General features: G+C 60.4%; 25 protein-coding genes. 21 read left to right on the forward strand and 4 right to left on the reverse strand.

The features are described 5' to 3' along the window. The first annotated feature begins 145 nt into the window (after positions 1-145). The 10 genes from FAY22_RS02745 to FAY22_RS02790 all read left to right on the forward strand — a co-directional run bounded on the left by FAY22_RS02745 (position 146) and on the right by FAY22_RS02790 (position 10,680). On the forward strand, positions 146-751 hold the full coding sequence (locus tag FAY22_RS02745) for a MotA/TolQ/ExbB proton channel family protein (RefSeq protein ID WP_146328807.1): 606 nt from the start codon (positions 146-148) through the stop codon (positions 749-751). Positions 752-760: 9 nt separating this feature from the next. Further along, the gene (locus tag FAY22_RS02750; RefSeq protein WP_146328808.1) at positions 761-1,195 is read left to right on the forward strand and encodes a biopolymer transporter ExbD; all 435 of its coding nucleotides are present in this window, start codon (positions 761-763) and stop codon (positions 1,193-1,195) included. Positions 1,196-1,377: 182 nt separating this feature from the next. After that, positions 1,378-2,373 (forward strand): tetraacyldisaccharide 4'-kinase, encoded by a 996-nt coding sequence (gene lpxK, locus FAY22_RS02755; RefSeq protein WP_246860791.1) that lies wholly within the window; start codon positions 1,378-1,380, stop codon positions 2,371-2,373. After that, positions 2,354-2,548, forward strand: a complete 195-nt coding sequence (locus FAY22_RS02760; protein WP_146328810.1) for a Trm112 family protein — start codon at positions 2,354-2,356, stop codon at positions 2,546-2,548. Before lpxK ends, FAY22_RS02760 begins: the two co-directional genes overlap by 20 nt. Before the next feature lie 29 nt (positions 2,549-2,577). Further along, complete coding sequence (gene kdsB / locus FAY22_RS02765) at positions 2,578-3,336, forward strand: 3-deoxy-manno-octulosonate cytidylyltransferase (protein ID WP_146328811.1); 759 nt, start codon at positions 2,578-2,580, stop codon at positions 3,334-3,336. Between the two features lie 138 nt (positions 3,337-3,474). Continuing rightward, the gene (gene adk / locus FAY22_RS02770) at positions 3,475-4,131 is read left to right on the forward strand and encodes an adenylate kinase (RefSeq protein WP_146328812.1); all 657 of its coding nucleotides are present in this window, start codon (positions 3,475-3,477) and stop codon (positions 4,129-4,131) included. Positions 4,132-4,361: 230 nt separating this feature from the next. Further along, positions 4,362-6,506 carry a sodium-translocating pyrophosphatase gene (locus tag FAY22_RS02775; protein WP_146328813.1) on the forward strand — a complete coding sequence of 715 codons (2,145 nt, stop codon included), beginning with the start codon at positions 4,362-4,364 and terminating at the stop codon, positions 6,504-6,506. A gap of 142 nt (positions 6,507-6,648) precedes the next feature. Next, complete coding sequence (locus FAY22_RS02780) at positions 6,649-7,407, forward strand: 3-hydroxyacyl-CoA dehydrogenase (RefSeq protein WP_146328814.1); 759 nt, start codon at positions 6,649-6,651, stop codon at positions 7,405-7,407. A 157-nt stretch (positions 7,408-7,564) separates the two neighbouring features. Next, positions 7,565-9,373: a gamma-glutamyltransferase gene (ggt, locus tag FAY22_RS02785; protein ID WP_146328815.1), complete on the forward strand. Its 1,809-nt coding sequence runs from the start codon at positions 7,565-7,567 to the stop codon at positions 9,371-9,373. 92 nt (positions 9,374-9,465) lie between these two features. After that, complete coding sequence (locus FAY22_RS02790) at positions 9,466-10,680, forward strand: patatin-like phospholipase family protein (RefSeq protein ID WP_146328816.1); 1,215 nt, start codon at positions 9,466-9,468, stop codon at positions 10,678-10,680. 66 nt (positions 10,681-10,746) lie between these two features. On the opposite strand, the gene FAY22_RS02795 is transcribed toward FAY22_RS02790, so the two are convergent. Continuing rightward, positions 10,747-11,052: a hypothetical protein gene (locus FAY22_RS02795; RefSeq protein WP_246860638.1), complete on the reverse strand. Its 306-nt coding sequence runs from the start codon at positions 11,050-11,052 to the stop codon at positions 10,747-10,749. Between the two features lie 348 nt (positions 11,053-11,400). Here FAY22_RS02795 and FAY22_RS02800 point away from each other — a divergent pair, with 348 nt between their 5' ends. The 7 genes from FAY22_RS02800 to FAY22_RS02830 all read left to right on the forward strand — a co-directional run bounded on the left by FAY22_RS02800 (position 11,401) and on the right by FAY22_RS02830 (position 17,370). Continuing rightward, positions 11,401-11,775 carry a ribonuclease domain-containing protein gene (locus FAY22_RS02800; RefSeq protein WP_146328817.1) on the forward strand — a complete coding sequence of 125 codons (375 nt, stop codon included), beginning with the start codon at positions 11,401-11,403 and terminating at the stop codon, positions 11,773-11,775. Between the two features lie 66 nt (positions 11,776-11,841). Beyond that, positions 11,842-12,240 carry a barstar family protein gene (locus FAY22_RS02805; RefSeq protein ID WP_146328818.1) on the forward strand — a complete coding sequence of 133 codons (399 nt, stop codon included), beginning with the start codon at positions 11,842-11,844 and terminating at the stop codon, positions 12,238-12,240. A 78-nt stretch (positions 12,241-12,318) separates the two neighbouring features. After that, the gene (gene purN / locus FAY22_RS02810) at positions 12,319-12,933 is read left to right on the forward strand and encodes a phosphoribosylglycinamide formyltransferase (RefSeq protein ID WP_146328819.1); all 615 of its coding nucleotides are present in this window, start codon (positions 12,319-12,321) and stop codon (positions 12,931-12,933) included. 12 nt (positions 12,934-12,945) lie between these two features. Then, complete coding sequence (locus tag FAY22_RS02815) at positions 12,946-14,202, forward strand: RsmB/NOP family class I SAM-dependent RNA methyltransferase (protein WP_146328820.1); 1,257 nt, start codon at positions 12,946-12,948, stop codon at positions 14,200-14,202. Next, positions 14,199-14,753: a phospholipase D family protein gene (locus FAY22_RS02820; protein WP_146328821.1), complete on the forward strand. Its 555-nt coding sequence runs from the start codon at positions 14,199-14,201 to the stop codon at positions 14,751-14,753. Before FAY22_RS02815 ends, FAY22_RS02820 begins: the two co-directional genes overlap by 4 nt. Further along, the gene (locus FAY22_RS02825) at positions 14,750-16,084 is read left to right on the forward strand and encodes a mechanosensitive ion channel family protein (protein ID WP_146328822.1); all 1,335 of its coding nucleotides are present in this window, start codon (positions 14,750-14,752) and stop codon (positions 16,082-16,084) included. The genes FAY22_RS02820 and FAY22_RS02825 overlap by 4 nt, the downstream gene beginning before the upstream one ends. A 92-nt stretch (positions 16,085-16,176) precedes the next feature. Next, complete coding sequence (locus FAY22_RS02830; protein ID WP_371417408.1) at positions 16,177-17,370, forward strand: fatty acid desaturase; 1,194 nt, start codon at positions 16,177-16,179, stop codon at positions 17,368-17,370. A 162-nt stretch (positions 17,371-17,532) separates the two neighbouring features. Here the strand turns inward: FAY22_RS02830 and rpmG are convergent, their stop codons facing one another. The 3 genes from rpmG to radC all read right to left on the reverse strand — a co-directional run bounded on the left by rpmG (position 17,533) and on the right by radC (position 18,770). Then, the gene (gene rpmG / locus FAY22_RS02835) at positions 17,533-17,700 is read right to left on the reverse strand and encodes a 50S ribosomal protein L33 (RefSeq protein ID WP_146328824.1); all 168 of its coding nucleotides are present in this window, start codon (positions 17,698-17,700) and stop codon (positions 17,533-17,535) included. A 23-nt stretch (positions 17,701-17,723) separates the two neighbouring features. Next, the gene (gene rpmB / locus FAY22_RS02840) at positions 17,724-17,960 is read right to left on the reverse strand and encodes a 50S ribosomal protein L28 (RefSeq protein ID WP_026075705.1); all 237 of its coding nucleotides are present in this window, start codon (positions 17,958-17,960) and stop codon (positions 17,724-17,726) included. A 135-nt stretch (positions 17,961-18,095) separates the two neighbouring features. Continuing rightward, positions 18,096-18,770 (reverse strand): DNA repair protein RadC, encoded by a 675-nt coding sequence (gene radC / locus FAY22_RS02845; protein ID WP_146328825.1) that lies wholly within the window; start codon positions 18,768-18,770, stop codon positions 18,096-18,098. A 192-nt stretch (positions 18,771-18,962) separates the two neighbouring features. Between radC and FAY22_RS02850 the strand changes: the two genes are divergently transcribed. The 4 genes from FAY22_RS02850 (at position 18,963) to FAY22_RS02865 (ending at position 23,259) form a co-directional block, all read left to right on the forward strand. Next, positions 18,963-19,418: a peptidylprolyl isomerase gene (locus tag FAY22_RS02850; RefSeq protein ID WP_146328826.1), complete on the forward strand. Its 456-nt coding sequence runs from the start codon at positions 18,963-18,965 to the stop codon at positions 19,416-19,418. 42 nt (positions 19,419-19,460) lie between these two features. Then, positions 19,461-20,402, forward strand: a complete 942-nt coding sequence (ispH, locus tag FAY22_RS02855) for a 4-hydroxy-3-methylbut-2-enyl diphosphate reductase (RefSeq protein ID WP_146328827.1) — start codon at positions 19,461-19,463, stop codon at positions 20,400-20,402. A gap of 683 nt (positions 20,403-21,085) precedes the next feature. Then, positions 21,086-22,015 (forward strand): branched-chain amino acid ABC transporter permease, encoded by a 930-nt coding sequence (locus FAY22_RS02860; protein ID WP_146328828.1) that lies wholly within the window; start codon positions 21,086-21,088, stop codon positions 22,013-22,015. A 23-nt stretch (positions 22,016-22,038) separates the two neighbouring features. Then, entirely contained in the window at positions 22,039-23,259 is a 1,221-nt protein-coding gene (locus FAY22_RS02865) for an ABC transporter ATP-binding protein (RefSeq protein WP_146328829.1), read from the forward strand.

Here is a 23,259-nt window from a genome sequence, read left to right on the forward strand (position 1 = left end):
CTATGACAACATGTTTTGCCCACAAAGTTATCCACAGGATATGTGAAGAACTTTTTTGCCGGCATTCTCGTGTCGCGACGCTTGCTCACAAAGGCCCAACAAGTTACATTCTGCATCCATCCGAATTTGAACCGAGGAGCCTGTTTTGCTCGCCATTATCCAAGCCGCCGGCTGGCCGATCTGGCTGTTGCTGATTGCATCCGTAGTCGCACTGGCACTGATCATCGAACGCCTATTGTACCTGCGCCGCCGTCGCATCTTGCCGCCCAACCTGCTCGACGAAGTGATCCGGGTTTACCACAACGGCAAGATTACCAACGAAGTCATTTCCAAGCTGGAACAGAACTCGCCGCTGGGCCGCGTGCTCGCCGCCGGGCTGCGCAACGTGAACGCGCCGCGCGACGCGATGAAGGAGTCGATCGAGGAAGCCGGGCGCGGCACCGCGCACGAACTGGAGCGCTTCCTGACCACGCTCGGCACCATCGCCACGCTCGCCCCGCTCATGGGCCTGTTCGGCACCGTGGTTGGCATGATCGAGATCTTCGGCTCGCAAAGCGCCACAGGCACCAACCCGGCCCAGCTCGCGCACGGCATTTCGGTGGCGCTCTACAACACCGGTTTCGGCCTGGCGATCGCCATGCCTGCCCTGGTGTTCTACCGCCACTTCCGCGCGCTGGTCGACAGCTTCATCGTCGACATGGAACAGCAGGCGGTGAAGTTCGTCGATACCGTGCACGGCAACCGCAAATAAGGCGCTGCAATGGACTTCCGTAAAGGCAAAGGCCGCGAGGATCCGGAAATCAACCTGATTCCGTTCATCGACGTGTTGCTGGTGATCCTGATCTTCCTGATGGTCACGACCACCTACAGTAAATTCACGGCGCTGCAAATCACGCTGCCGACCGCGGATGCCGAAAAGGCGATCGAACAGCCGGCCGAAATCAATGTCGGCGTAGATGCCCAGGGCCGTTACGCGATCGACAATACGCAAATCGGCGCGCACGATGCCGCCGGCCTGGCCGACGAACTGAAACGCACAGCAAACGCCCGGGGACAGGCAGGCAAGGACCCGGTCATCGTGATCAATGCCGATGCCACCGCTGCTCACCAGTCGGTCATCAATGTGCTGGAAGCGGCGCGCCTGGCCGGCTTCGACAAGGTCACGTTCGCCGCTCAGGCCAGCGGCGCGAAATAGGCGATCATGCCGGCGCATGCCATTGTGCATGCGTAACAAGAATAAACGACACATGAATGCGGCTTGCCCGCCGCTTTCATGCCGCGGCGGGCGGTACCCGTCTCACCCTTTGCACCCTTTGGCGGGACCTCCGTTTGCCCCTGCAACGCTCCACAGTCGAGTCTGTCCTGATGCGCGCCTGGATGCGGCGCGGCTGGCTGGCATGCGCGCTGTTTCCGCTTTCCCTAGTTTTTCGGGTAATGTCCGCCGCGCGTCGTACCGCGTACAGGCTGGGCATGGCACGTTCCACGCGCATGCCGGTGCCGATCATTGTGGTCGGAAACATTTTTGTCGGCGGTACCGGCAAGACGCCTTTCACCATCTGGCTGGTGCAGCAACTGCGGCGTGCTGGCTACGTTCCTGGAGTAATTTCGCGCGGATACGGAGCGCATCACGACAACTTGCAAGAAGTCGATGCGCAGTCGTCGCCTGCGACAGTCGGCGACGAACCGCTCCTGATCGCGCATCGCGCCCGCTGTCCGGTCGTAGTCGGCCGCAACCGCGTTGCGGCGGCGCAGACCCTGCTTGCGCGACATCCGGAAGTCAACCTGATCGTCTCCGACGATGGCTTGCAGCATTATGCGTTGCAGCGCGACGTGGAAATCGTCCTGTGCGACGAGCGCGGAAACGGCAACGGCTGGACGTTGCCGGCCGGGCCGCTGCGGGAACCGGCATCGCGCCGACGTGATTTCACGATCGTCAACGGCGAACATCAACCTGCCGGATTGCAGCAGCCGGTGTTTCGCATGCAACTGGCAGGAGACCAGGCGCAGCGACTGAGTGCGCCTTCGCAAACGGTAGCGCTGCAGGAACTGCCCGCCATGGCCGGCGTGAGTCAGCCGCGCATCGTGGCGGCAGCGGGAATCGGCAATCCGGCACGCTTTTTTGCGATGCTGCGCAACGCGGGGCTCGACATCGCGGAAATGCCGCTGCCGGATCATTTCGCTTTTTCCGAAAATCCTTTTGCCCAAATTCCGGCCGATATCATTCTGGTCACGGAGAAGGATGCAGTAAAATGTATGCAACTTGATACGCTGAGAAACGACCCGCGCCTGTGGGTCGTACCTGTAACGGCGCGCCTGGATGGTGCGCTGGCTGAACGCATTGTGGAGAAAGTTCGTGGACGCCCGACTGCTTGATATCCTGGTCTGCCCGATTTGCAAGGGACCGCTTGAATACAATAAAAACGCGCAGGAGCTGATTTGCAAGCCGGACAAGCTCGCATTCCCGATCCGTGACGGCATTCCGATCATGTGGGCCGACCAGGCACGCGACCTGAACGCACCCGCGTCGACCGCGCCCTCGGCCAGCTGAACGGCACCGACCGCGCTGGCGCCATTCCCATGTCATTTACCGTTATCATTCCCGCCCGCCTGGCGTCGACGCGCCTGCCCAACAAGCCCTTGGCCGACCTGGGCGGCAAGCCGATGGTCGTGCGCGTCGCGGAGCGGGCCGCGCAATCCGGCGCTGCACGGGTCGTGGTGGCCACCGACCATGCAGACATTGTCGCCGCCTGCGAGCGGCACGCGGTAACGGTATGCATGACCCGCTCTGATCATCCCTCCGGCACCGACCGCATCGCCGAAGTCGCCGCCGCGCTGAAGCTGCCGGATGATGCGGTAATCGTGAATGTGCAGGGTGACGAGCCGCTGATCGATCCGGCGCTGATTTCCGCCACCGCGGCCCTGATCAATGCGCGCGTGCCGATGGCCACCGCTGCTCATCCGATCGCCGACGTGGCTGACGTCTTCAACCCGAACGTGGTCAAGGTGGTGCTGGACAAGACGGGCAGGGCGCTTTATTTTTCGCGTGCCACCATTCCCTGGCATCGCGATGCCTTCGCTCGCACGAAGGAAACGCTTCCCCCCGATTATTGGCCGTTGCGCCATATCGGGCTTTACGCATACGGCAATACATTCCTGCAGGCTTATCCCCGGCTTGCGCAATCGCCACTGGAGCAGATCGAGGCTCTGGAACAATTACGGGTGCTCTGGCACGGCTTTCCGATTGCGGTACACGTGACGGAAAACGCGCCGGCAGCCGGTGTCGATACCCCCGAAGACCTGGCGCGGGTGCGGCTGCACTTTGGTCAAGAAAATTAGAAGAAAACAATTCCGAAGTGCCGGTTTGGCAGAATTCTGTGGTAAGTTTCATGCAATGTTTGTGTGATAAAAAGCATGTCTTGGGGTGAAACACACCCATCACCACGACCGAATTTAAAACTCGTTTAGGAAAATCTCATGCGCCTCATCCTTCTAGGAGCGCCAGGTGCCGGTAAGGGCACGCAGGCGAATTTCATCAAGGAAAAGTTCAACATTCCGCAGATCTCTACCGGCGATATGCTTCGTGCTGCTGTCAAGGCTGGTACCCCGCTGGGCATCGAAGCGAAAAAGGTAATGGATGCGGGCGGCTTGGTTTCCGACGACATCATCATCGGCCTGGTGAAGGACCGCCTGAAGCAACCGGATTGCGCCAATGGCTACTTGTTCGACGGTTTTCCGCGCACCATTCCGCAAGCCGATGCGATGAAGGAAGCCGGCGTGGCGATCGACTACGTGCTGGAAATCGACGTGCCGGACGAGGCGATCATCGAGCGCATGAGCGGCCGCCGCGTGCACCAGCCGTCGGGCCGCACCTATCACGTGAAATTCAACCCGCCGAAGGTTGCCGGCCGTGACGACGTCACCGGCGAAGAACTGATCCAGCGCGACGACGACCAGGAAGAAACGGTGAAAAAGCGCCTGAAGGTGTATCACGAACAGACCGAAGTGCTGGTCGGTTACTACAACAAGTGGGCGCAGTCGGGACAGCCCGGCGCGCCGAAATATCGCAAGATTGCAGGCGTGGGGCCGGTCGAGGAAATCCGGGACAAAGCCTTCGCGGCATTGGCGGAATAAAAAAAGCGGACCTAGTGTCCGCTTTTTTTTGCCATGGCCGGGCTTGATCCAGCTCAGACAGCGAGCGGCCCAATCCGACTCCAATAAAGAAGAACGGAAGAGTTTTTGCAGTACGCAGCGCCCGCAGGACGACGACGGCAATGCCGGCCGGTCGCAAGTGAAGGCAGATGCCTCCGCCGTCCTCCGGACCGTGTTCCAACTTAGACGTGAACAACAATGGAGGTAAGAATATGGCAACAGGCTTGTGGTTTGCCGTGGCATGCGGCGTCATTGCCGTCATCTACGGGCTGATATCGCGCAGCTGGATCTTGAACCAGGACGCGGGCAATGCACGCATGCAGGAAATCGCCGCAGCCATCCAGCAAGGCGCGGCCGCCTATCTTGCACGACAGTACCGCACCATCGGCATTGTCGGCGTCGTCCTGTTCATTGTCATCGCCCTCATCCCCGGCCTCGGCCTCAAGACGGCGCTGGGATTCCTGCTCGGAGCGCTGTTGTCGGGCGCCTGCGGCTTTATCGGCATGAATGTCTCGGTGCGTGCCAACGTGCGCACTGCTCAGGCCGCGACCAAGGGCATGAACGACGCCCTGAACGTCGCTTTCAAGGGCGGTGCGATCACAGGCATGCTGGTGGTCGGACTTGGCCTGCTGGGCGTGACACTGTTCTACTGGGGGCTCAGTTCATCCGCGGCCGCAGCCGGCGCCTCGGCGCATGACGTCATCAAGCCGCTCATCGGGCTGGGCTTCGGCGCATCGCTGATCTCGATCTTCGCGCGCTTGGGCGGCGGCATCTTCACCAAGGGCGCCGACGTCGGCGCGGACCTGGTCGGCAAGGTCGAAGCAGGCATTCCCGAAGACGACCCGCGCAACCCGGCGGTGATCGCCGACAACGTCGGCGACAACGTCGGCGACTGTGCCGGCATGGCGGCCGACCTTTTCGAAACCTACGTGGTGACGCTGATTGCGACAATGTTGCTCGGCGCGCTGGTGGTCACCGGGGCGGAGACCCAGGCCATCCTGTATCCGCTGCTGCTGGGCGGGGTGTCGATCCTGGCATCGATCGTCGGCTGCTCGATGGTCAAGGCCCGGCCCGGCAAAAAAATCATGTTCGCGCTCTACACCGGCCTGTGGTGGGCGGCGGGCCTGTCGCTGATCGGCTTCGCGATCGTGACCTGGACCTTGATGCCCGAGGCAATGCGCATGCCGATGATGGGCTCGGCAGTGGCCGGCATCGTCCTGACCGGTCTCATGGTCTACATTACCGAGTATTACACCGGCACCGAATTCAAGCCGGTGCGCCATATCGCCGAAGCGTCCACCACCGGCCACGGCACCAACATCATCGCCGGTCTGGGCGTATCGATGAAGGCCACCGCTTACCCGGTGCTGGCGGTATGCATCGCCATCCTGACCACGTACTGGCTGGCCGGACTGTATGGCGTGGCAATCGCCGCAACCTCGATGCTGTCTATGGCCGGCATCATCGTCGCGCTCGATGCCTACGGCCCGATCACCGACAACGCCGGCGGCATCGCCGAGATGTCGGATCTGCCGGCCTCGGTGCGCGCGATCACCGATCCGCTCGATGCTGTGGGCAACACCACCAAGGCTGTGACCAAGGGCTATGCGATCGGCTCGGCCGGCCTGGCCGCGCTGGTGCTGTTTGCGGACTATACGCATGCGCTCGATTCGGTCGGCAAGAGCACCTCGTTCGACTTGTCCAATCCGATGGTGATCGTCGGCCTGTTCATCGGCGGCCTGATTCCCTACCTGTTCGGCGCCATGGCGATGGAAGCGGTGGGGCGCGCGGCCGGCGCGGTGGTCATCGAAGTGCGCCGCCAGTTCCGCGAGATCAAGGGCATCATGGATGGCAGCGGCAAGCCGCAGTACGACCGCGCGGTCGATATGCTGACGGCTTCCGCGATCAGGGAAATGATCGTGCCTTCGCTCCTGCCGGTCGCGGTGCCGATCCTGGTAGGGCTGGTGCTCGGGCCGGCCGCACTCGGCGGCTTGCTGATGGGAACGATCGTCACCGGCCTGTTCGTCGCGATTTCGATGACCACCGGTGGCGGCGCATGGGATAACGCCAAGAAATACATTGAAGACGGCAACCACGGCGGCAAGGGGTCCGAAGCCCACAAGGCGGCGGTAACCGGTGACACGGTCGGCGACCCGTACAAAGATACGGCCGGTCCTGCCGTCAATCCGCTGATCAAGATCATCAATATCGTCGCGTTGCTGCTGGTTCCGCTGCTGCCTTCGGTTGGCGTGCAGATGTCCATTCCGCATGCTGCGGTGCCGGCTGCGGTGACGGCCCCGGCGGCTGCCACGACGACGACCGCGCCAGCCGCAGATCAGGCTGCGACGAAACAATAAGCGCATTCGTCCCGGCAAAAGGCAGCTTCGGCTGCCTTTTGTCTTTTGCTGCAAATTCGCTAAAATGGCCAAAAATTTACGTTTACGTAAACGTAATTCTTGGTGGCACTCTTCGCCACCCACATTCCACAGAGAGGAAAAAATGCAAATTGGAAACAACGTATTCATCGTTACCGGCGGTGCATCCGGCTTGGGCGCAGCAACGGCGCGGATGATTGTCGACAACGGCGGCAAGGTCGTGATCGCCGACGTACAGGTGGAAGCGGGTGAAAAGCTCGCCACCGAGCTGAAAGGCCGCTTCGTCAAGTGCGACGTCACTTCGGAGGCGGACGCCAAGGCCGTGGTCGATGCGGCCACGTCGATGGGCACTCTGCGCGGCCTGGTCAACTGCGCCGGCATCGCGCCGGCCGTCAAAACGGTAGGCAAGGATGGTCCGCACCCGCTGGACGTATTTCAGCGCACCGTCAACGTCAACCTCGTCGGCACCTTCAACATGGCGCGCCTGGCGGCAGATGCCATGTCCAAGACCGACGCCAGTGCGGACGGCGAGCGCGGCGTGATCATCAATACCGCATCGGTCGCCGCCTACGACGGCCAGATCGGTCAGGCCGCCTATGGCGCATCGAAGGCGGCGGTGGTCGGCATGACATTGCCCATGGCCCGCGACCTGTCGCGCAACGGCATTCGCGTTATGACGATTGCCCCCGGTATCTTCGAGACGCCCATGCTGCTGGGCATGCCGCAGGAAGTGCAGGATGCGCTTGGACGCATGGTGCCGTTCCCCCCTCGTCTCGGCAAAGCGGCCGAGTACGCTCACCTGGCCAAGTCCATTATCGAAAACGTGATGCTCAACGGCGAAACGATTCGTCTGGACGGCGCCATTCGCATGCAGCCGAAATAATGCCGCTGCCTGGGGCGCTAGCCGCCCCGGCCTCATTTCCGGCAATGAGGCAACGCAAGCCCGGGCCGAATGGGGCGGGCTTTTGCGAAGACCTGCAATGACAGCTGTTTTTGCCCGGGCTAGACTAGCCTGATCCATTCACGCGCTAGCAATTCCCATGAACAAGACCAGAATCAGTTCTCTTGCGCTCGTCCTGGCCCTGCTCGCCGGTTGTGCAACCGGCCCGGTATCTCGGCAGGTAGTACCGATGCCCGGCATGCAAGCCCCGGAAGGCGCCTCCGGCTATGCCGAAAAAGCCGGCTGGACGGCGCGCAAATTCATGGTGGCGACTGCCAATCCGCTTGCCACCGACGCGGGCTATCAGGTACTGCGCGTGGGCGGCTCCGCCGTCGACGCGGCAATCGCGGTGCAGATGGTCTTGACGCTGGTCGAACCACAATCCTCCGGCATCGGCGGCGGCGCATTCATGCTTTATTTCGATCGGGCCGCGCAAGGCGACAAGTCCATCAAGGCTTTCGACGGCCGTGAAACCGCGCCAGCCGCCGCCACCGACAAGCTGTTCCAGACACCGCAAGGCAAGGCGATGCCGTTTTATGACGGCGTTGTCGGCGGCCGATCGGTCGGTGCGCCGGGCGTGCTGCGCATGCTTGAATTGGCGCACAGGCAGTATGGAAAACTGCCCTGGGCATCGCTGTTCGCGCCGGCGATCAGGCTGGCGGAGGAGGGCTTTCCGGTCAGTCCGCGTCTTGCGACTTTGTTGAAAAGCGAGCAGCACCTGAAAAAGGATGCGGTAGCGGCGGCCTATTTTTACGACAAGGATGGCAATCCCTGGCCGGCCGGGCATGTGCTGAAAAATCCAGCGCTGGCCAAGGTGTTGCGCGACATTGCATTGGGTGGCGCCGACCCATTCTACAAGGGGCCGATCGCGCGCGACATCGAAGCGAAGGTACGCAATCATCCAACCAACCCCGGCTTGCTCTCCGCGGCCGACATCGCCGCGTACCAGGCCAAGGTGCGCGAGCCGGTCTGTGCCGATTACAGGACATGGACGGTATGCGGCATGCCGCCGCCGTCTTCCGGCGGGATCGCGATTGCCCAGATGCTGGGCATGCTGGAGACGAAGGACATGCGTTCGCTCGCGCCGAAGGATGGGCAGCTGGATGCCCAGGCGGTGCACCTGTTTTCGGAAGCCGGACGTCTCGCCTATGCCGACCGCGCCCGTTATGTGGCCGACACCGACTTCGTGCCCTTGCCGGGCAATGGCGTCAAGCCGCTGCTCGACAAGAAGTATCTCGTCGAGCGGGCGGCGCTGATCACTGACCAGTCGATGGGGCAGGCTCAGGCTGGCATGCCTCTCGCGATCGATGTTGCCCGGGGAGCGGATACCTCGCCCGAACTGCCTAGCACATCGCATATTTCGATCGTCGATGCCAGGGGAAACGCAATTTCGATGACGACGACCATCGAAGATGCGTTCGGCTCGCGGCAGATGGTGGATGGATTCCTGCTGAATAATCAGCTAACCGATTTTTCGTTCGACGCGAAGGACGCGCATGGCCCGGTCGCCAACCGCGTCCAGCCCAACAAGCGGCCGCGCAGTTCGATGGCGCCGACGCTGGTGTTCGAGAAGGGCAGCGGCGAGCTGGTGCTGTCGACCGGTTCGCCCGGCGGTTCGGCGATCATCAACTACGTTGCCAAGGTTCTGGTCGCGACGATGGACTGGGGCCTGAACGTGCAGCAGGCGATCAACCTGCCCAACTTCGGCAGCCGCAACGGCCCTACCGAGCTGGAGCAGGGGCGGGTGTCTCCCAAGCTGGTCGAGCAGTTGAAAGCGAAGGGGCACAACGTGCGACTCATGGAGCAGACGTCGGGCCTGCAGGGCATCATGCGCGTGCGCATTCACGGCGACGAAATGTGGTTCGGCGGCGCCGACCCGCGTCGCGAAGGCAGCGTCATGGGCGACTGACGCGCCAGCGGCCTGATCGTGCCGCGTTGTTTTTGCATGAGGCGAACGCGGCATGTCTCCCCAAATACGACCCGCCCTGCTAATCTGCCGGTATGGGAGACAAGAAAAAAACCGGGTTGGTGTTGACGGGAGGCGGCGCGCGCGCCGCTTATCAGGTCGGTGTCCTGCAGGGCATATCCACGATACTGGGCGAGGCAGGATGGCGGCCCGAACGCAATCCCTACGACATCATCTGCGGCACTTCTGCCGGCGCCATCAATGCCACGGCGCTGGCATGCCATGCCGACAACTTCGAGGAAGGATTGCACAGGGTCCTGCACGTCTGGGAGAATTTCAGCGCGGACCAGGTCTACCGCGCCGATTCGCTGGGCGTGATCCGGTCCGGCGCCAAGTGGCTGTCGCTGCTGTCGTTCGGCTGGGTGTTGCGCAGATGGAGGGCGACATCGCCCAACGCGCTGCTGGACAATACGCCGCTGGTGACGCTCTTGAACCGGATGCTCAATTTCCCGCGGCTGGATGCGGCGCTGCTCGACGGCGCGCTGCATGCGCTGGCGGTGTCGGCGTCGTCCTATACCGCCGGCCAGCACATCACGTTCTTCCAGACCGAGGCGGACATCGCGCCGTGGGTGCGCTCGCAGCGCATTGCGCTGCGCAGCCAGATTGGCGTCGAGCACCTGCTGGCCTCGTCCGCCATCCCGCTGATCTTTCCGGCCATGCCGATCTTTTGCAACGGCCGGCGCGAATATTTCGGCGACGGCTCGATGCGCCAGCTGGCGCCGATTTCACCGGCGATCCATCTCGGTGCCGAAAAGGTGCTGGTGATCGGCGCGGGGCGGCTGATCGAACAGCCGCGCGACATTGCGACGTCGGCTCAATACCCGACCCTGGCGCAGATCGCGGGCCATGCCATGTCCAGCATCTTCCTGGACAGCCTGGCTGTCGACATCGAACGGATGAGTCGCATCAACCTGACGCTTTCGGTCCTGACCGAGGAACAAAGGGCGAGAACGCCTTTGCGTCCGATCGATATGCTCATCATTGCTCCGTCGGAGCGACTCGACGAGATTGCCGTGCGCCACGTACATAGCCTGCCACGCCCGATCCGCGCTTTGCTCGGTGCAATCGGCGCGACGGACGAACGGGGCGGCGCACTGGCATCCTACCTGCTGTTCGAGGCGAGCTATACCGGCGAATTGATCCGGCTCGGGCAGGCCGATGCGCTGGAGCGCCGCATCGATGTGCTCAATTTCTTTGGAATGACGCAAAGCGGCGCGTTGCCGCTGGAAGGCGTGATCAGGACCGGTTGAGGCGCGCTGTCGGAAAGGATGGGAGGCGGAGATCGCCGCTCCCGGCAGGAGCGGCGGACTGGTCCTTCAATCGTGGTGGTGATGCTTCCAGTGGCCCTGCCCGTGCCCGTGTTTCCGATAGCGTACTTCCTCAACGTAATAGGGCTGGCTGTACTCGACAATCGTCGCCGGACGGACATACACCGGCTGCGGACGTACATAGACGGGCTGCGGCTGGACATAGACGGCCGGCGGAGGTGCATACACAGGTGCCGGCGATCCCACGCTGACCGACCAGCTGACGTCGCCATGGGCATGTGCAAAGGTCAGCGGCGCGACTAGCGCAATGGCCGCAATAAGCTTGGTAACTGAAATTCTGAAGAGGTGTTGCATGACGTTCTCCTTAATGTCCTCTTGTACATTAAACGCCATTGCAGCGGGAAGCGGCTACTGGCAATTATTCAAAGGCAAGTAAGTTTTGAAACAATTTGTAATGGCGGAGCGTTCGGAGGCAATCATGCAAAATGATTCACACTTCATGTCAAAAAGCATGGGCAAAATAATGAGCAGCATGACCAATGAAACAAGAAAGTAAAAAGCTGGCAAGGTTATTTCCAATATTGCAATCTAGAGAATTTCTTACCACAAATTGAGTTGATTCGCTTATCACAACAAGTTACTCTACGGTATTACGAGCATCGATCTTGTTGATCTTGCAATTAATCGGGTAGGCACTCGACGATGAACGCTAAGTTTCTTAGAAACTGGATATTGGTCCTTGCGACGTTATTGCTTTCAATAACTGTTTTTGCAAGGGAAGTAGCACCTCTGGGAAGCATTGATGCCCAGGAGTTGCCCAAAGAGGCAAGGCAAACGCTCGCGCTGATCAAGCAGGGCGGCCCTTTTCCCTATGCCAAGGACGGTGTCGTTTTCGGCAACTATGAAGGGGTTTTGCCGAAACGGAAGCGCGGGTATTATCACGAATTTACGGTGAAGACTCCTGGCGCCCGCAACCGCGGCGCACGCCGCATCATCAGCGGAGGAGAGCCAGCCTCGTCGGGGGAGTATTACTACACCGACGACCACTATGCGACTTTCAGGCGCATCAGAGAGTAAGCAATGCGATTCGAGTCATTCCACACTGAACCTTCTTCTATGCACATCGTACGAGCCGAGGAAGACATGAGCTTGTTTAAAACCGTGCCACCCAATGTGGTGCAGTCCATCCGTGCGTTCCGGGTCACCGACCTGCAGGAAGAAGCCGCCCGCCTCGGCCAACACTTTCTGTATGCGTATTGTGCGGATGCAACGACCAAGCAGCAGGTGCTTGCTTGCATCGCCAACGCTTTTCATTTTCCCAAGCATTTCGGCAAGAACTTCGACGCGCTGAGCGATTGCCTGACCGATCTTCCTTACAAGGCAGGGCCGCAGCCCGGATTTCTGGTGGTGATCGAACAATTGCCCAATACGCCGAAATTCGACAAGGAGGCGCGCGAAACCCTGCTGGACGTATTCCGCGACGCCGCCGAGTTCTGGGCTGAAAAGAAGGTGGCGTTCCGGGTTTTCTATTCTTTCCAGTAGACGGAGCGATATCGGCGGAGCCGGAAGCCGACCCGATGGTCGGCTTTTTTATTTCCGCAGTGCGGTAAAATGCGCGCCATGAAAAATATCGTCATCCTGATTTCCGGACGCGGCAGCAACATGCAGGCAATCGTGCGTGCGGCGCGATCCGAGCAATGGCCGTGCCGTATTGCCGCCGTCATCAGCAATCGCGCAGACGCCGAGGGCTTGGCGTTTGCCGCGGAAAACGGCATTCCAACTGCGGTCGTCGTCAGCAAGGGGCTGTCGCGCGAAGCGTTCGACGCGGCATTGCAGGAGCAGATCGACCGTTTTGCGCCGGACCTCGTGGTGCTGGCCGGTTTCATGCGCATTCTGACGCCGGCTTTCGTGGAGCATTACACCGGCCGCATGCTCAATATCCATCCGTCGCTGCTGCCCAGCTTCCCCGGCCTGGCCACGCACAGCCAGGCGTTGGCCGCCGGAGTCAAGGTGCACGGCGCGACCGTGCACTTCGTCACCGCCGAGCTCGACCATGGCCCCATCGTGGCACAGGCGGCCGTCGCGGTCCATCCCGGCGACACCGAAGACACGCTGGCCGAGCGCGTGCTGGTTCAGGAACACCTCATTTACCCGCGCGCGGTACGCTGGTTTGTCGAAGGGCGGCTTGCCATCGACAACGGGCTGGTGCGCGTGCAAGAAGAAGTACCCGCTTAACGAAAGATTTCAATGAGATTGCATCCCGCAGTCGTCAGCCATGCCGAAGAAGTGCTGCGCGAAGTATTGCGCTTCACCGGCCCGGCCGACGCTATTTTGTCGCGCTATTTTCGCGAACATCCAAAACTAGGTACGCGCGAGCGCCATGCCGTTGCCGAAGGCGTGTACGCCGTACTGCGCAACAAGCTCGCCTATGCCAGCTTTTCCGAATCCGGCCATGGCCCGGCGATGCGCCGCCTGGCCCTGCTGGGACTTGCCGACGTGGTCGGCATCGACGCGCTCGGCGGTATTTCGCCGGAAGAGGGCGAATGGCTGCGCCGCATCGCGCAGATCGATCGCACTGCGTTGCCGGCCGCGCTGCGCGCCAATCTTCCGCCATGGCTGTTCGACAAGCTGGTGGCGCGTGACGGCGAAGACGCGACCATGCAGCTGGCGGCCGCGCTGAACCAGCCGGCGCCGCTCGACTTGCGCGTCAATGCATTGAAGGCCAAGCGCGATGACGTGCTGGCCGAACTGGCGAAAGCGCCTATCGAATGCGAGCCGACGCCGTACGCGCCGCTGGGCATACGCCTCAGGAAGAAGCCGGCGCTGCAAAACCTTCCCTTGTTTAAGGAGGGCGCGATCGAGGTGCAGGACGAGGGCAGCCAGCTGCTGGCGCAAATCGTCGCGGCTAAGCGCGGTGAGATGGTGGCGGATTTTTGTGCCGGCGCGGGGGGCAAGACGCTTGCGCTTGGCGCAGCAATGCGCAACACCGGCCGCCTGTACGCCTTCGACGTGTCGGAAAAGCGTCTGTCCAAGCTCAAGCCGCGCCTGGCGCGCAGCGGTCTATCAAACGTGCATCCGGTCGTGATTGCCCACGAAAACGATGCCAAGATCAAGCGCCTGGCGGGCAAGATTGACCGCGTGCTGGTCGATGCGCCTTGCAGCGGCCTGGGTACCTTGCGCCGCAATCCAGACATGAAATGGCGCCAGACACCGGAGTCGGTCTGCGAACTGAACGGCAAGCAGACGTCGATCCTCGCCAGCGCCGCGCGACTGGTGAAGCCAGGCGGGCGGCTGGTCTATGCGACATGCAGCCTGCTCGATGAAGAAAACGAAGCCATTGCGACGCAGTTCATCGCGTCGCATCCGGACTTTGCCCTGGTGCCGATGAAGGATGTGCTGCAGGAGCAAAAGATCACGCTCGACATGCAGGACTATCTGAAGCTGTCGCCGCAGGTGCATCGTACTGATGGTTTTTTTGCCGCGGTTTTCGAACGCAAGAAATGATCGTACGCTCGCGTGCCGTGTTCGGTGCGTTGGCGTTGTCGGCCGCGCTCGGCGCGCATGCTGCCGACGCACCGATTGCCGCGCATGGAACGCTGCAGGCCGCGTTCGCTCCCTGGGATAACGTCGAGGAGCTGGTCACTGAAACCATCCGCGACGCGCGCCGGCAGGTGCTGGTGCAAGCCTATCTGTTGACCAGCAAGGCCATTGCCGCTACGCTGGTCGAAGCTTGTCGGCGCGGCCTCGACGTGCGCGTGATGCTCGACGCGCAGCAGCTCGCCAAAACCGGGGCGTCCGCAGCTTCCGAACTGGCCGCCTGCGGGATCCCGGTGTGGCTCGAAACGCGGTATCAGAACGCGCATAACAAGGTCATCGTGATCGACGCGGATACGCCGGAGGCGACCGTCGTTACCGGCAGCTTCAATTTCACCTGGACCGCGCAGCACAAGAACGCGGAAAATATCCTGATCATTCGGAAAAACCCGGCGCTTGCGGGGCGTTACGCGGCGAACTGGGAGCGGCATCGACAGGAAGCGACTCCATATCAGAAATGAATCCGAACCCACTCTCCAGCCTCTTATCCGATTTTTGGTCCGACCTGCGCGACCCCAGCCTGTTATGGCAAATCGCCGCCCTTGCGGCATGCCTGGTGTCCGGCTGGGCGCTGGCACGCCTGGTCCGCAATCGCGTCGAGTCGCGCGAAGTCCAGATGCGCGTGATGCGCCTGGGGGTGGAAAGTTTTACGCGCGTGCTGTCACCCCTGCTGGCGCTGGCGTTCATCGCGGTCGCCAAGCTGGCCCTCGCGCAATGGCATTTTCATGTCAACCTGCTCAGGGTCGCGATTCCGCTGGTCGGCTCGTTTGCGCTGATTCGCCTGGCGTTCTATGTCCTGCGTCGCATCTTCGCGCGCGGCGGCAAGGCGGGTACCTTCCTGCTGGCGTTTGAAAAGGTGTTCGCCACGCTGGTCTGGTGCGGCGTCGCGCTCTATATCACGGGATTGTGGCCCGAGTTGATCGCCTACCTGGAGCAGACAGTGCTGCCGGTCGGGCGCAACAAGGTGTCACTGATGACCATCGTGCAGGCCGCTGCCTCGGTTCTGGTGACGCTCATCATCGCCTTATGGGCTGGCGCATCCCTGGAGGAGCGTCTGATGCGCATGAATTCGATGCATTCGTCGCTGCGCGTGGTGCTGGCGCGCATGGGGCGCGCCGTATTCATCCTGCTTGCCGTGCTGCTGAGCCTGTCCTTGGTCGGCATCGACCTGACGGTGCTGTCGGTTTTCGGCGGCGCGCTTGGCGTCGGCCTGGGCCTTGGCCTGCAAAAAATCGTCAGCAGTTACGTATCCGGTTTCGTGATCCTGTTGGAGCGCAGCCTGGCCATCGGCGATATCGTGAAGGTCGGCGAGCACTCCGGCCAAGTTACGCAAATCAATACGCGCTACACGATATTGCGCGGCATGGATGGCATCGAAACGGTGGTGCCGAACGAAATGCTGTTGTCCGGCGTGGTCCAGAACTATTCGCTGACCGACCGCCGCATGCGGCTGGCGACGCGCGTGACGGTAGGCTATCGCACCGACATGGACTTGGTGCTGCGTCTGTTGGAACAGGCGGCATCTGGCATGCCGCGCATATTGCTGGATCCGGCGCCGCAAGCCTTCCTGGTGGCTTTCGCAGCGGATGGACTGGAACTCGAGCTGGCATTCTGGATTGCCGATCCCGAGAACGGACGCCTGGCCTTGCTGTCTGATGTGAATCGGTTGATCTGGAATTTGTTTCAGCAAAACCAAATCGAAGTTCCTTATCCTCAGCGCGAAGTGCGCATTCTCGATGCCACCGATGGCACTGCCGCCGCACGTATCGTGCAGGCCGCGAGCGCTGCGTAAAAAGCGTACAATCTGCACCGAGCAAAGCTGTGCAACCAGTTGGCCAGGTTGTATAACAGCAATTTTCCGGAGTTTTAATGACCATAAATACCATGTTTGACGCTGTTCTTGATTTTCTGGCGAATGGATTGTCCGGCGCGACCGGCTGGCAGATCCTGGTGTACACCCTTGTGCTGACTCATATCACGATCGCCAGCGTGACGATTTTCCTGCATCGTTGCCAGGCCCACCGCGCGCTCGACCTGCACGCGATTCCAAGCCATTTCTTCCGCTTCTGGCTGTGGCTCACCACGGGCATGGTAACCAAGGAATGGGCTGCGATTCACCGCAAGCACCACGCCAAGTGCGAAACCGAGGAAGACCCGCACAGCCCCGTCACGCGCGGTATCAAGAAGGTTTTGCTGGAAGGCGCCGAACTCTATCGCGCCGAATCGAAAAACCGCGAAACGATAGAGAAATACGGTCACGGCACGCCGGACGACTGGCTCGAGCATCATCTGTACAGCAAATACAGCTGGCAAGGCGTCGGCCTGATGCTGATCATCGACGTGTTGCTGTTCGGCGCGCTCGGGCTGACCGTATGGGCGGTGCAAATGCTGTGGATCCCGATTAGCGCGGCCGGCATTATCAACGGCATCGGCCACTTCTGGGGATACCGCAATTACGACTGCACCGACGCCTCGACCAACATTTTCCCAATCGGCATCATCATCGGCGGCGAGGAATTGCACAACAACCACCACACCTTCGGCACTTCCGCCAAGCTGTCATCCAAGTGGTATGAGTTCGATATCGGCTGGTTCTATATCCGCGTCATGGAATTGCTGGGACTGGCCAAGGTCAAGAAGGTCGCGCCGGCACCGAAGTTCGACCGCAAGAAGGCGATCGCAGACGTCGATACGCTGCAATCGGTGATCGCCAACCGCTACGACGTGATGGCCAAGTATGCCAAGTCGGTAAGGCGTGCCTGGCGAGACGAACTGGAACACCTCGCCGGGAAAGCCAAGCTGGAGTCGAAATTCCTGAAATCGTCCAAGAAGCTGCTGCAGCGCGAACCGGGCAAGCTGGAGGCGCCGCAACGCCAGCAACTGAGCGAACTGTTTGCGCACAGCAAGGCGCTCAAGACCATGCATGAAATGCGGGTGGAACTGGGGGCGATCTGGGAGCGTTCGCACTCGAGCCGCGAACAATTGCTGCAGCAACTGCAGGACTGGTGTGCGCGCGCCGAGGCGTCCGGCATCAAGGCGCTGCAGGAGTTCTCGCTGCGTTTGCGCAGCTACGCCTGAGCAGGCTGATCATGGGCCTGGCGTTGTCCTGGCGCCGGCGGCTTGAATGGAAAACGCGGTTGCGGATTTTTTCGAGCCGCGTTTTTTTATTGGCTGCGTCAATGAGGTTGAAACAAAAAAGCCCCGCGATTGCGGGGCTTTTTGCTGAAACGGCCGGATCAATTACTTGATCTTGGTTTCCTTGTATTCCACGTGCTTGCGTGCCTTTGGGTCGAACTTCATGATCGACAATTTTTCCGGCGTGGTGCGCTTGTTCTTCGTGGTGGTGTAGAAGTGACCGGTACCGGCGGTCGATTCCAGCTTGATTTTGTCGCGGTTAGATTTTGCCATGATGATTTCCTAATAAGTGCCGCTTAGATTTTTTCGCCACGGGCGCGCATATCGGCGAGCACCGCGTCAATACCGATCTTGTCGATCACGCGCAGGCCGGCATTGGATACGCGCAGAGACACCCAGCGGTTTTCGGATTCAACGAAGATGCGGCGGTTTTGCAGGTTGGGCAAAAAGCGACGCTTGGTCTTGTTGTTAGCATGGGAAACGTTGTTGCCGACCATCGGCCCCTTCCCGGTCACTTGGCAAACACGTGCCATGGTTAACTCCTTATAAAGATCCAAAATTTGGAAAAACGAGAGTATATATAAAATGATGTGATTTTTCAATGACTTGCGAAAAACAATTGTGTCTTTTCTTATTCTTTGAATTTAACAATTGCGCTGCCGTTGATTTCACATGTCGCCATGCTCGGCAAAGGAGTAAACCTGGCGGCCGGCGACGACGAAATGATCGAGGACGCGGATGTCCACCAGCCCGAGCGCCTGTTTCAGTGCCTGCGTCAATGTGCGATCGGCGGCGCTCGGTTCCGGCGTGCCCGAAGGATGATTGTGCGCCAGGATGAGGCTCGCCGCATTGTGCGACAAGGCCGCCTTGACGGCCTCGCGCGGATAGACGCTGGTGTGGGTGAGCGTGCCGCGAAATAACTCCTCGCAGGCGATCAGGCGGTTTTTCACATCGAGGAACAACACCGCGAAGCATTCATACGGCTTGTTGGCAAGCAGCAGTCGCAGATACTGCGTGACAGCTTGCGGTGAACTCAAGGCTTGGCCGGTTTTCAGGTCTTCCGAGAGCGAGCGCCGCGCCAACTCCAGGACCGCCTGCAACTGCGCATATTTTGCCGGACCCAAGCCATTGATGACGGAGAATTCCGGCAGTTTCGCGGTGAACAGGCGATTGAGCGAGCCGAAATGCCCGATCATGTCGCGCCCGAGATCGACCGCGCTCTTGCCGCTGACGCCAACGCGCAGGAAAACGGCGAGCAGTTCTGCGTCCGATAGTACGTGCGGGCCATGCCTGATCAGCCGTTCGCGCGGACGTTGATCTTCCGGCCAATCGATAATTGCCATAGTAGTTGCAAAAATAATAATAAATATGGCTGGCAATTATATGCAGAAGTTGCATTAAATTTAACTTTCAATCGCTTCTCATTGATCGGTATTCAATCCGATATTCCTAGCGGCAGCGATCAGGCCGAAAAGCAACCGGATTTTCCGTGTGCTCGCTTACAATAACGGGTTACCTCGCAATTGAGAGATGTCATGTCAAACGCCACCGTCCCCGTCGTCACCGAAGCCGCTTATCTGACCTTGCACTATCGCCTCGCTGCGGCGGACGGCAACGATATCGTTACCACCTTCAACGATAATCCCGCGACGCTGCAGCTCGGTACTGGGCAGCTGGCGCCATTTCTGGAAGTCTGCCTGCTCGGCTTGCCCGAAGGCTCACACCAGACCTTCGAGCTGGCGCCCGAGCAGGCGTACGGTCCGCGCAATCCCGACCTGATCCAGCGCGTGTCGCGCGCCACGCTCGACGAGAATTCGGCTGGCGGCGACGAATATGTGATCGGCGACCTGATCGAATTTTCTGCGCCCAGCGGCGGACGTTTTGCCGGTGTGCTGCGCGCCATCGATGACGACAGCGCGCTATTCGACTTCAATCACCCGTTGGCCGGGCAAACGGTGAAATTCGAAGTGAAGATTATCGGCATACTGTGACGGCAGGTTCTCTGCCGGCAGCATAGCGGGAAGGATTCGACAATGGATAAGGAAGTATTGCTCGCGCAACCGCGCGGCTTTTGCGCCGGCGTGGACCGCGCCATCGAGATCGTGGAGCGGGCGCTGGCGGAGTTCGGCGCGCCAATTTACGTGCGCCATGAGATTGTGCACAACGCCTATGTAGTCGACGATCTGCGCCGCAAGGGCGCCATCTTCATCGAAGAACTGGATGCGGTCCCCGCAGGCAATACGGTCATCTTTTCCGCCCATGGCGTGCCCAAGTCGGTCGAGATCGAAGCCGCCGCGCGCGGCTTGCGCGTGTTCGACGCCACCTGCCCGCTGGTGACCAAGGTTCATATCGAAGTGTCCAAGATGCGCCGCGAAGGGCGCGAAATCATCATGATCGGCCATGCCGGACACCCGGAAGTCGAAGGAACCATGGGGCAGACCGAGGAAGGCATGTATCTGGTCGAGACGGTGGCGGACGTCGAGAAGCTGCAGGTGACCAATCCTGACATGCTGGCCTACGTGTCGCAGACTACGCTGTCGGTGGACGATACGGCCGGCATCATCGAGGCATTGAAGCGCAGGTTCCCGAACATTGCCGAACCGAAGAAGGGCGATATCTGCTACGCCACGACGAATCGTCAGGAGGCGGTCAAGTTCATGGCGCCGCAGGTGGACCTGGTAGTCGTGGTCGGCAGTCCGAACAGCTCCAACTCCAATCGCTTGCGCGAGGTCGCCGAAAAGAAGGGTACCGCCGCCTACATGGTCGACAACGCGTCGCAGATCAGTCCGGCATGGCTGGAAGGGCGCGACAGGATCGGCGTCACCGCAGGCGCATCCGCGCCGGAAGTGCTGGTGCAGGCAGTGATCGACCGTTTGAAGGAGCTGGGGGCGAAAAGCGTGCGGCCGCTGGCAGGCGTGGAGGAAAACGTGACCTTCCCGATGCCGAAAGGACTCAGCGGAACGCGTCCGGCATGAGGATGCCTTGCCTGATGCTCGAAATTTAATTCAGAACGACCTCTCAATTTCCATCAATAGTTTATCCGGTTCCTCGCTATGATTCAGGCTGCGTTACTGAATCGAATGTTGGCAAGAAGACTCATCGGCGAAAGGCTGTTTTTTTGCTTGATGAGGTATGCCGCAAGTCAGTTCCGGCGACTGGAAATGCTAAATATTCGAGCGGTTTTTTCTTTTTCGAATATAACGTAGTAAGTAGTCAACTCTTTTTTAAAAGAGCTGAAGCGGCTTCAGCGGTCGGAGCGACAAGACCTTACAGGCCTTATGTTGCAGCATTAGCACAATCGTGCACCAAATCGAATCACGGACCAAATCTATATCCCAATTATGTTTCTTTACTAAACAGGTTGGGTATAATTCCGCCCGGTTTCAGTGAGCGCCCAAAAGGCAACACTCAACTAAAAAAGTTTTTTACCGAAGACGACATCAGGAGACATTACCATGTGCACCAATCACGCCAGCGCTACTCGCCTAGCGGCAGTACGTCTTTTCAGTTAACAATCGCGCGCACCGAGCGGCACCCATGAGGATCTCACCCGGGTGCCGTTTTTGTTATCCGGAATGGATTTTGCTGCAGTCGCACATGCCGGGCGACAGCAAATTTGCAAAACGAGTTGAACGATCCTTATAGAGGCAGGTAAACCATGGATATATTTATCCAACAAATCATCAATGGATTGGTGCTTGGCAGTATGTATGCACTGGTCGCACTCGGGTACACCATGGTGTACGGTGTTCTGAACCTGATCAACTTCGCGCACGGCGACGTGCTGATGGTGGGCGCCATGGTCGGCGTCACCATCTTGAAGTTCCTGCAAACGGCCGCGCCTGGCCTGCCTGGCATCGTCAAGCTTTGCATCGCTATCCTCGGCGCGATTCCGGTGTGCGTGCTGGTCAACATCATCATCGAGCGTGTTGCCTACCGACGTCTGCGCAATGCGCCGCGCCTGGCGCCGCTGATCACCGCCATCGGCGTGTCGATCCTGCTGCAGACCTTCGCGATGATGATCTGGGGCCGCAGCCCGGTGCCGTTCCCGCCAGTCATGCCGACCGAGTCGTTCAATCTCCTCGGCGCGTTGATCTCGCCCACCCAGGTGATGCTGCTGGCGCTGGCGATGGCATCGATGATCGCGCTGGTGCTGCTGGTGGAAAAAACCAAGATGGGGCGCGCCATGCGGGCAACAGCTGAAAACCCGCGCGTGGCTGGCCTGATGGGCGTCGACTCCAATCGCGTCATCGTGATGACGTTTGCGATCGGCGCCGCGCTGGCGGCCGTTGCCGGCGTGATGTGGGGCGCGAACTACTCTTCCGCGCAATTCGCGATGGGCTTTGTGCCCGGCTTGAAGGCCTTCTCCGCCGCGGTGCTGGGCGGTATCGGCAATATCTACGGCGCGATGGTCGGCGGCATCCTGCTCGGCTTGATCGAGAGCCTCGGCGCCGGCTACATCGGCGACCTGACCGGCAACTTCCTCGGCAGCCAGTATCAGGACATCTTTGCATTCGTCGTGCTGATCATCGTGCTCACATTGCGTCCGTCCGGCATCATGGGCGAGCGCGTGGCAGACCGCGCCTGAGCGTACAAGGATAGGAGAACTTCATGGCTACGCTATTCGACACCAAACACAATCCGCGCAAGGCCTATACCAGCCTTGCGATCCTCGCGGTCTTGCTCGTCGCTTTTCCGTTCGTCGCGTCCAATTACGGCAACTCCTGGGTTCGCATCATGGACCTGGCGCTGCTGTACATCATGCTGGCGCTGGGCCTGAACATCGTGGTCGGCTTCGCCGGCCTGCTCGATCTCGGCTATATCGCGTTCTATGCGGTCGGCGCCTACATGACCGGCCTGCTGGCCTCGCCCCAGTTCGCCACCGTGCTGGAATCGTTCGTGAACACCTACCCGGCCATCGGTGAAGCGCTGGTATCGTTCTATGGCCCGGAGGTGGTGCAGAACGGTATTCACCTGTCGGTATGGGTAATCGTGCCGCTGGGCGCGGCGCTGGCTGCGCTGTTCGGCGCGTTGCTGGGTGCGCCGACCCTGAAGCTGCGCGGCGACTACCTGGCGATCGTGACGCTCGGCTTCGGCGAGATCATTCGTATCTTCATGAACAACCTGAACGCGCCGGTCAACATCACCAACGGCCCGCAGGGCATCAACCTGATCGACCCGATCCGCATTTTCGGCGTGTCGCTGGCGGGTGAGCCGGGCTCCGGCGCCATGGTGAAATTCGGGCCGTTCGCGATGCCGTCGGTGAACGCGTACTATTTCCTGTTCCTGCTTCTGTGCTGCGCGATCATTTTCATCACGATCCGCCTGCAGCATTCGCGCCTGGGCCGTGCTTGGGTGGCGATCCGCGAAGACGAGATCGCCGCCAAGGCGATGGGCATCAATACCCGCAACATCAAGCTGCTCGCCTTTGGCATGGGGGCGTCTTTCGGCGGCATTTCCGGTGCGATGTTTGCGTCGTTCCAGGGCTTCGTGTCGCCCGAATCGTTCTCTCTGATGGAGTCGATCGCGGTGCTGGCGATGGTGGTGCTGGGCGGTATCGGCCATATTCCGGGCGTGGTGCTCGGCGGTGCGATCCTGGCGGCCTTGCCGGAAGTGCTGCGCCACGTGGTGGAACCGCTGCAGCGTCAGTTGTTCGGTACCGTGCTGATCGAAGCGGAAGTGCTGCGCCAGCTGCTGTACGGCTTGGCCATGGTCGTGATCATGCTGTATCGCCCGGCAGGCCTGTGGCCGTCGCCCAAGCATGAGGACCGCATGGATGCGAACGCGCCCAAGCGCCACGACGAAAAAGAAGCTGCCGCGCTTGCAGCATAA

Origin of the sequence: Noviherbaspirillum sp. UKPF54 (genome assembly GCF_007874125.1) — a bacterium.
In the GTDB taxonomy this organism is placed as follows: Bacteria; Pseudomonadota; Gammaproteobacteria; order Burkholderiales; family Burkholderiaceae_D; genus Noviherbaspirillum.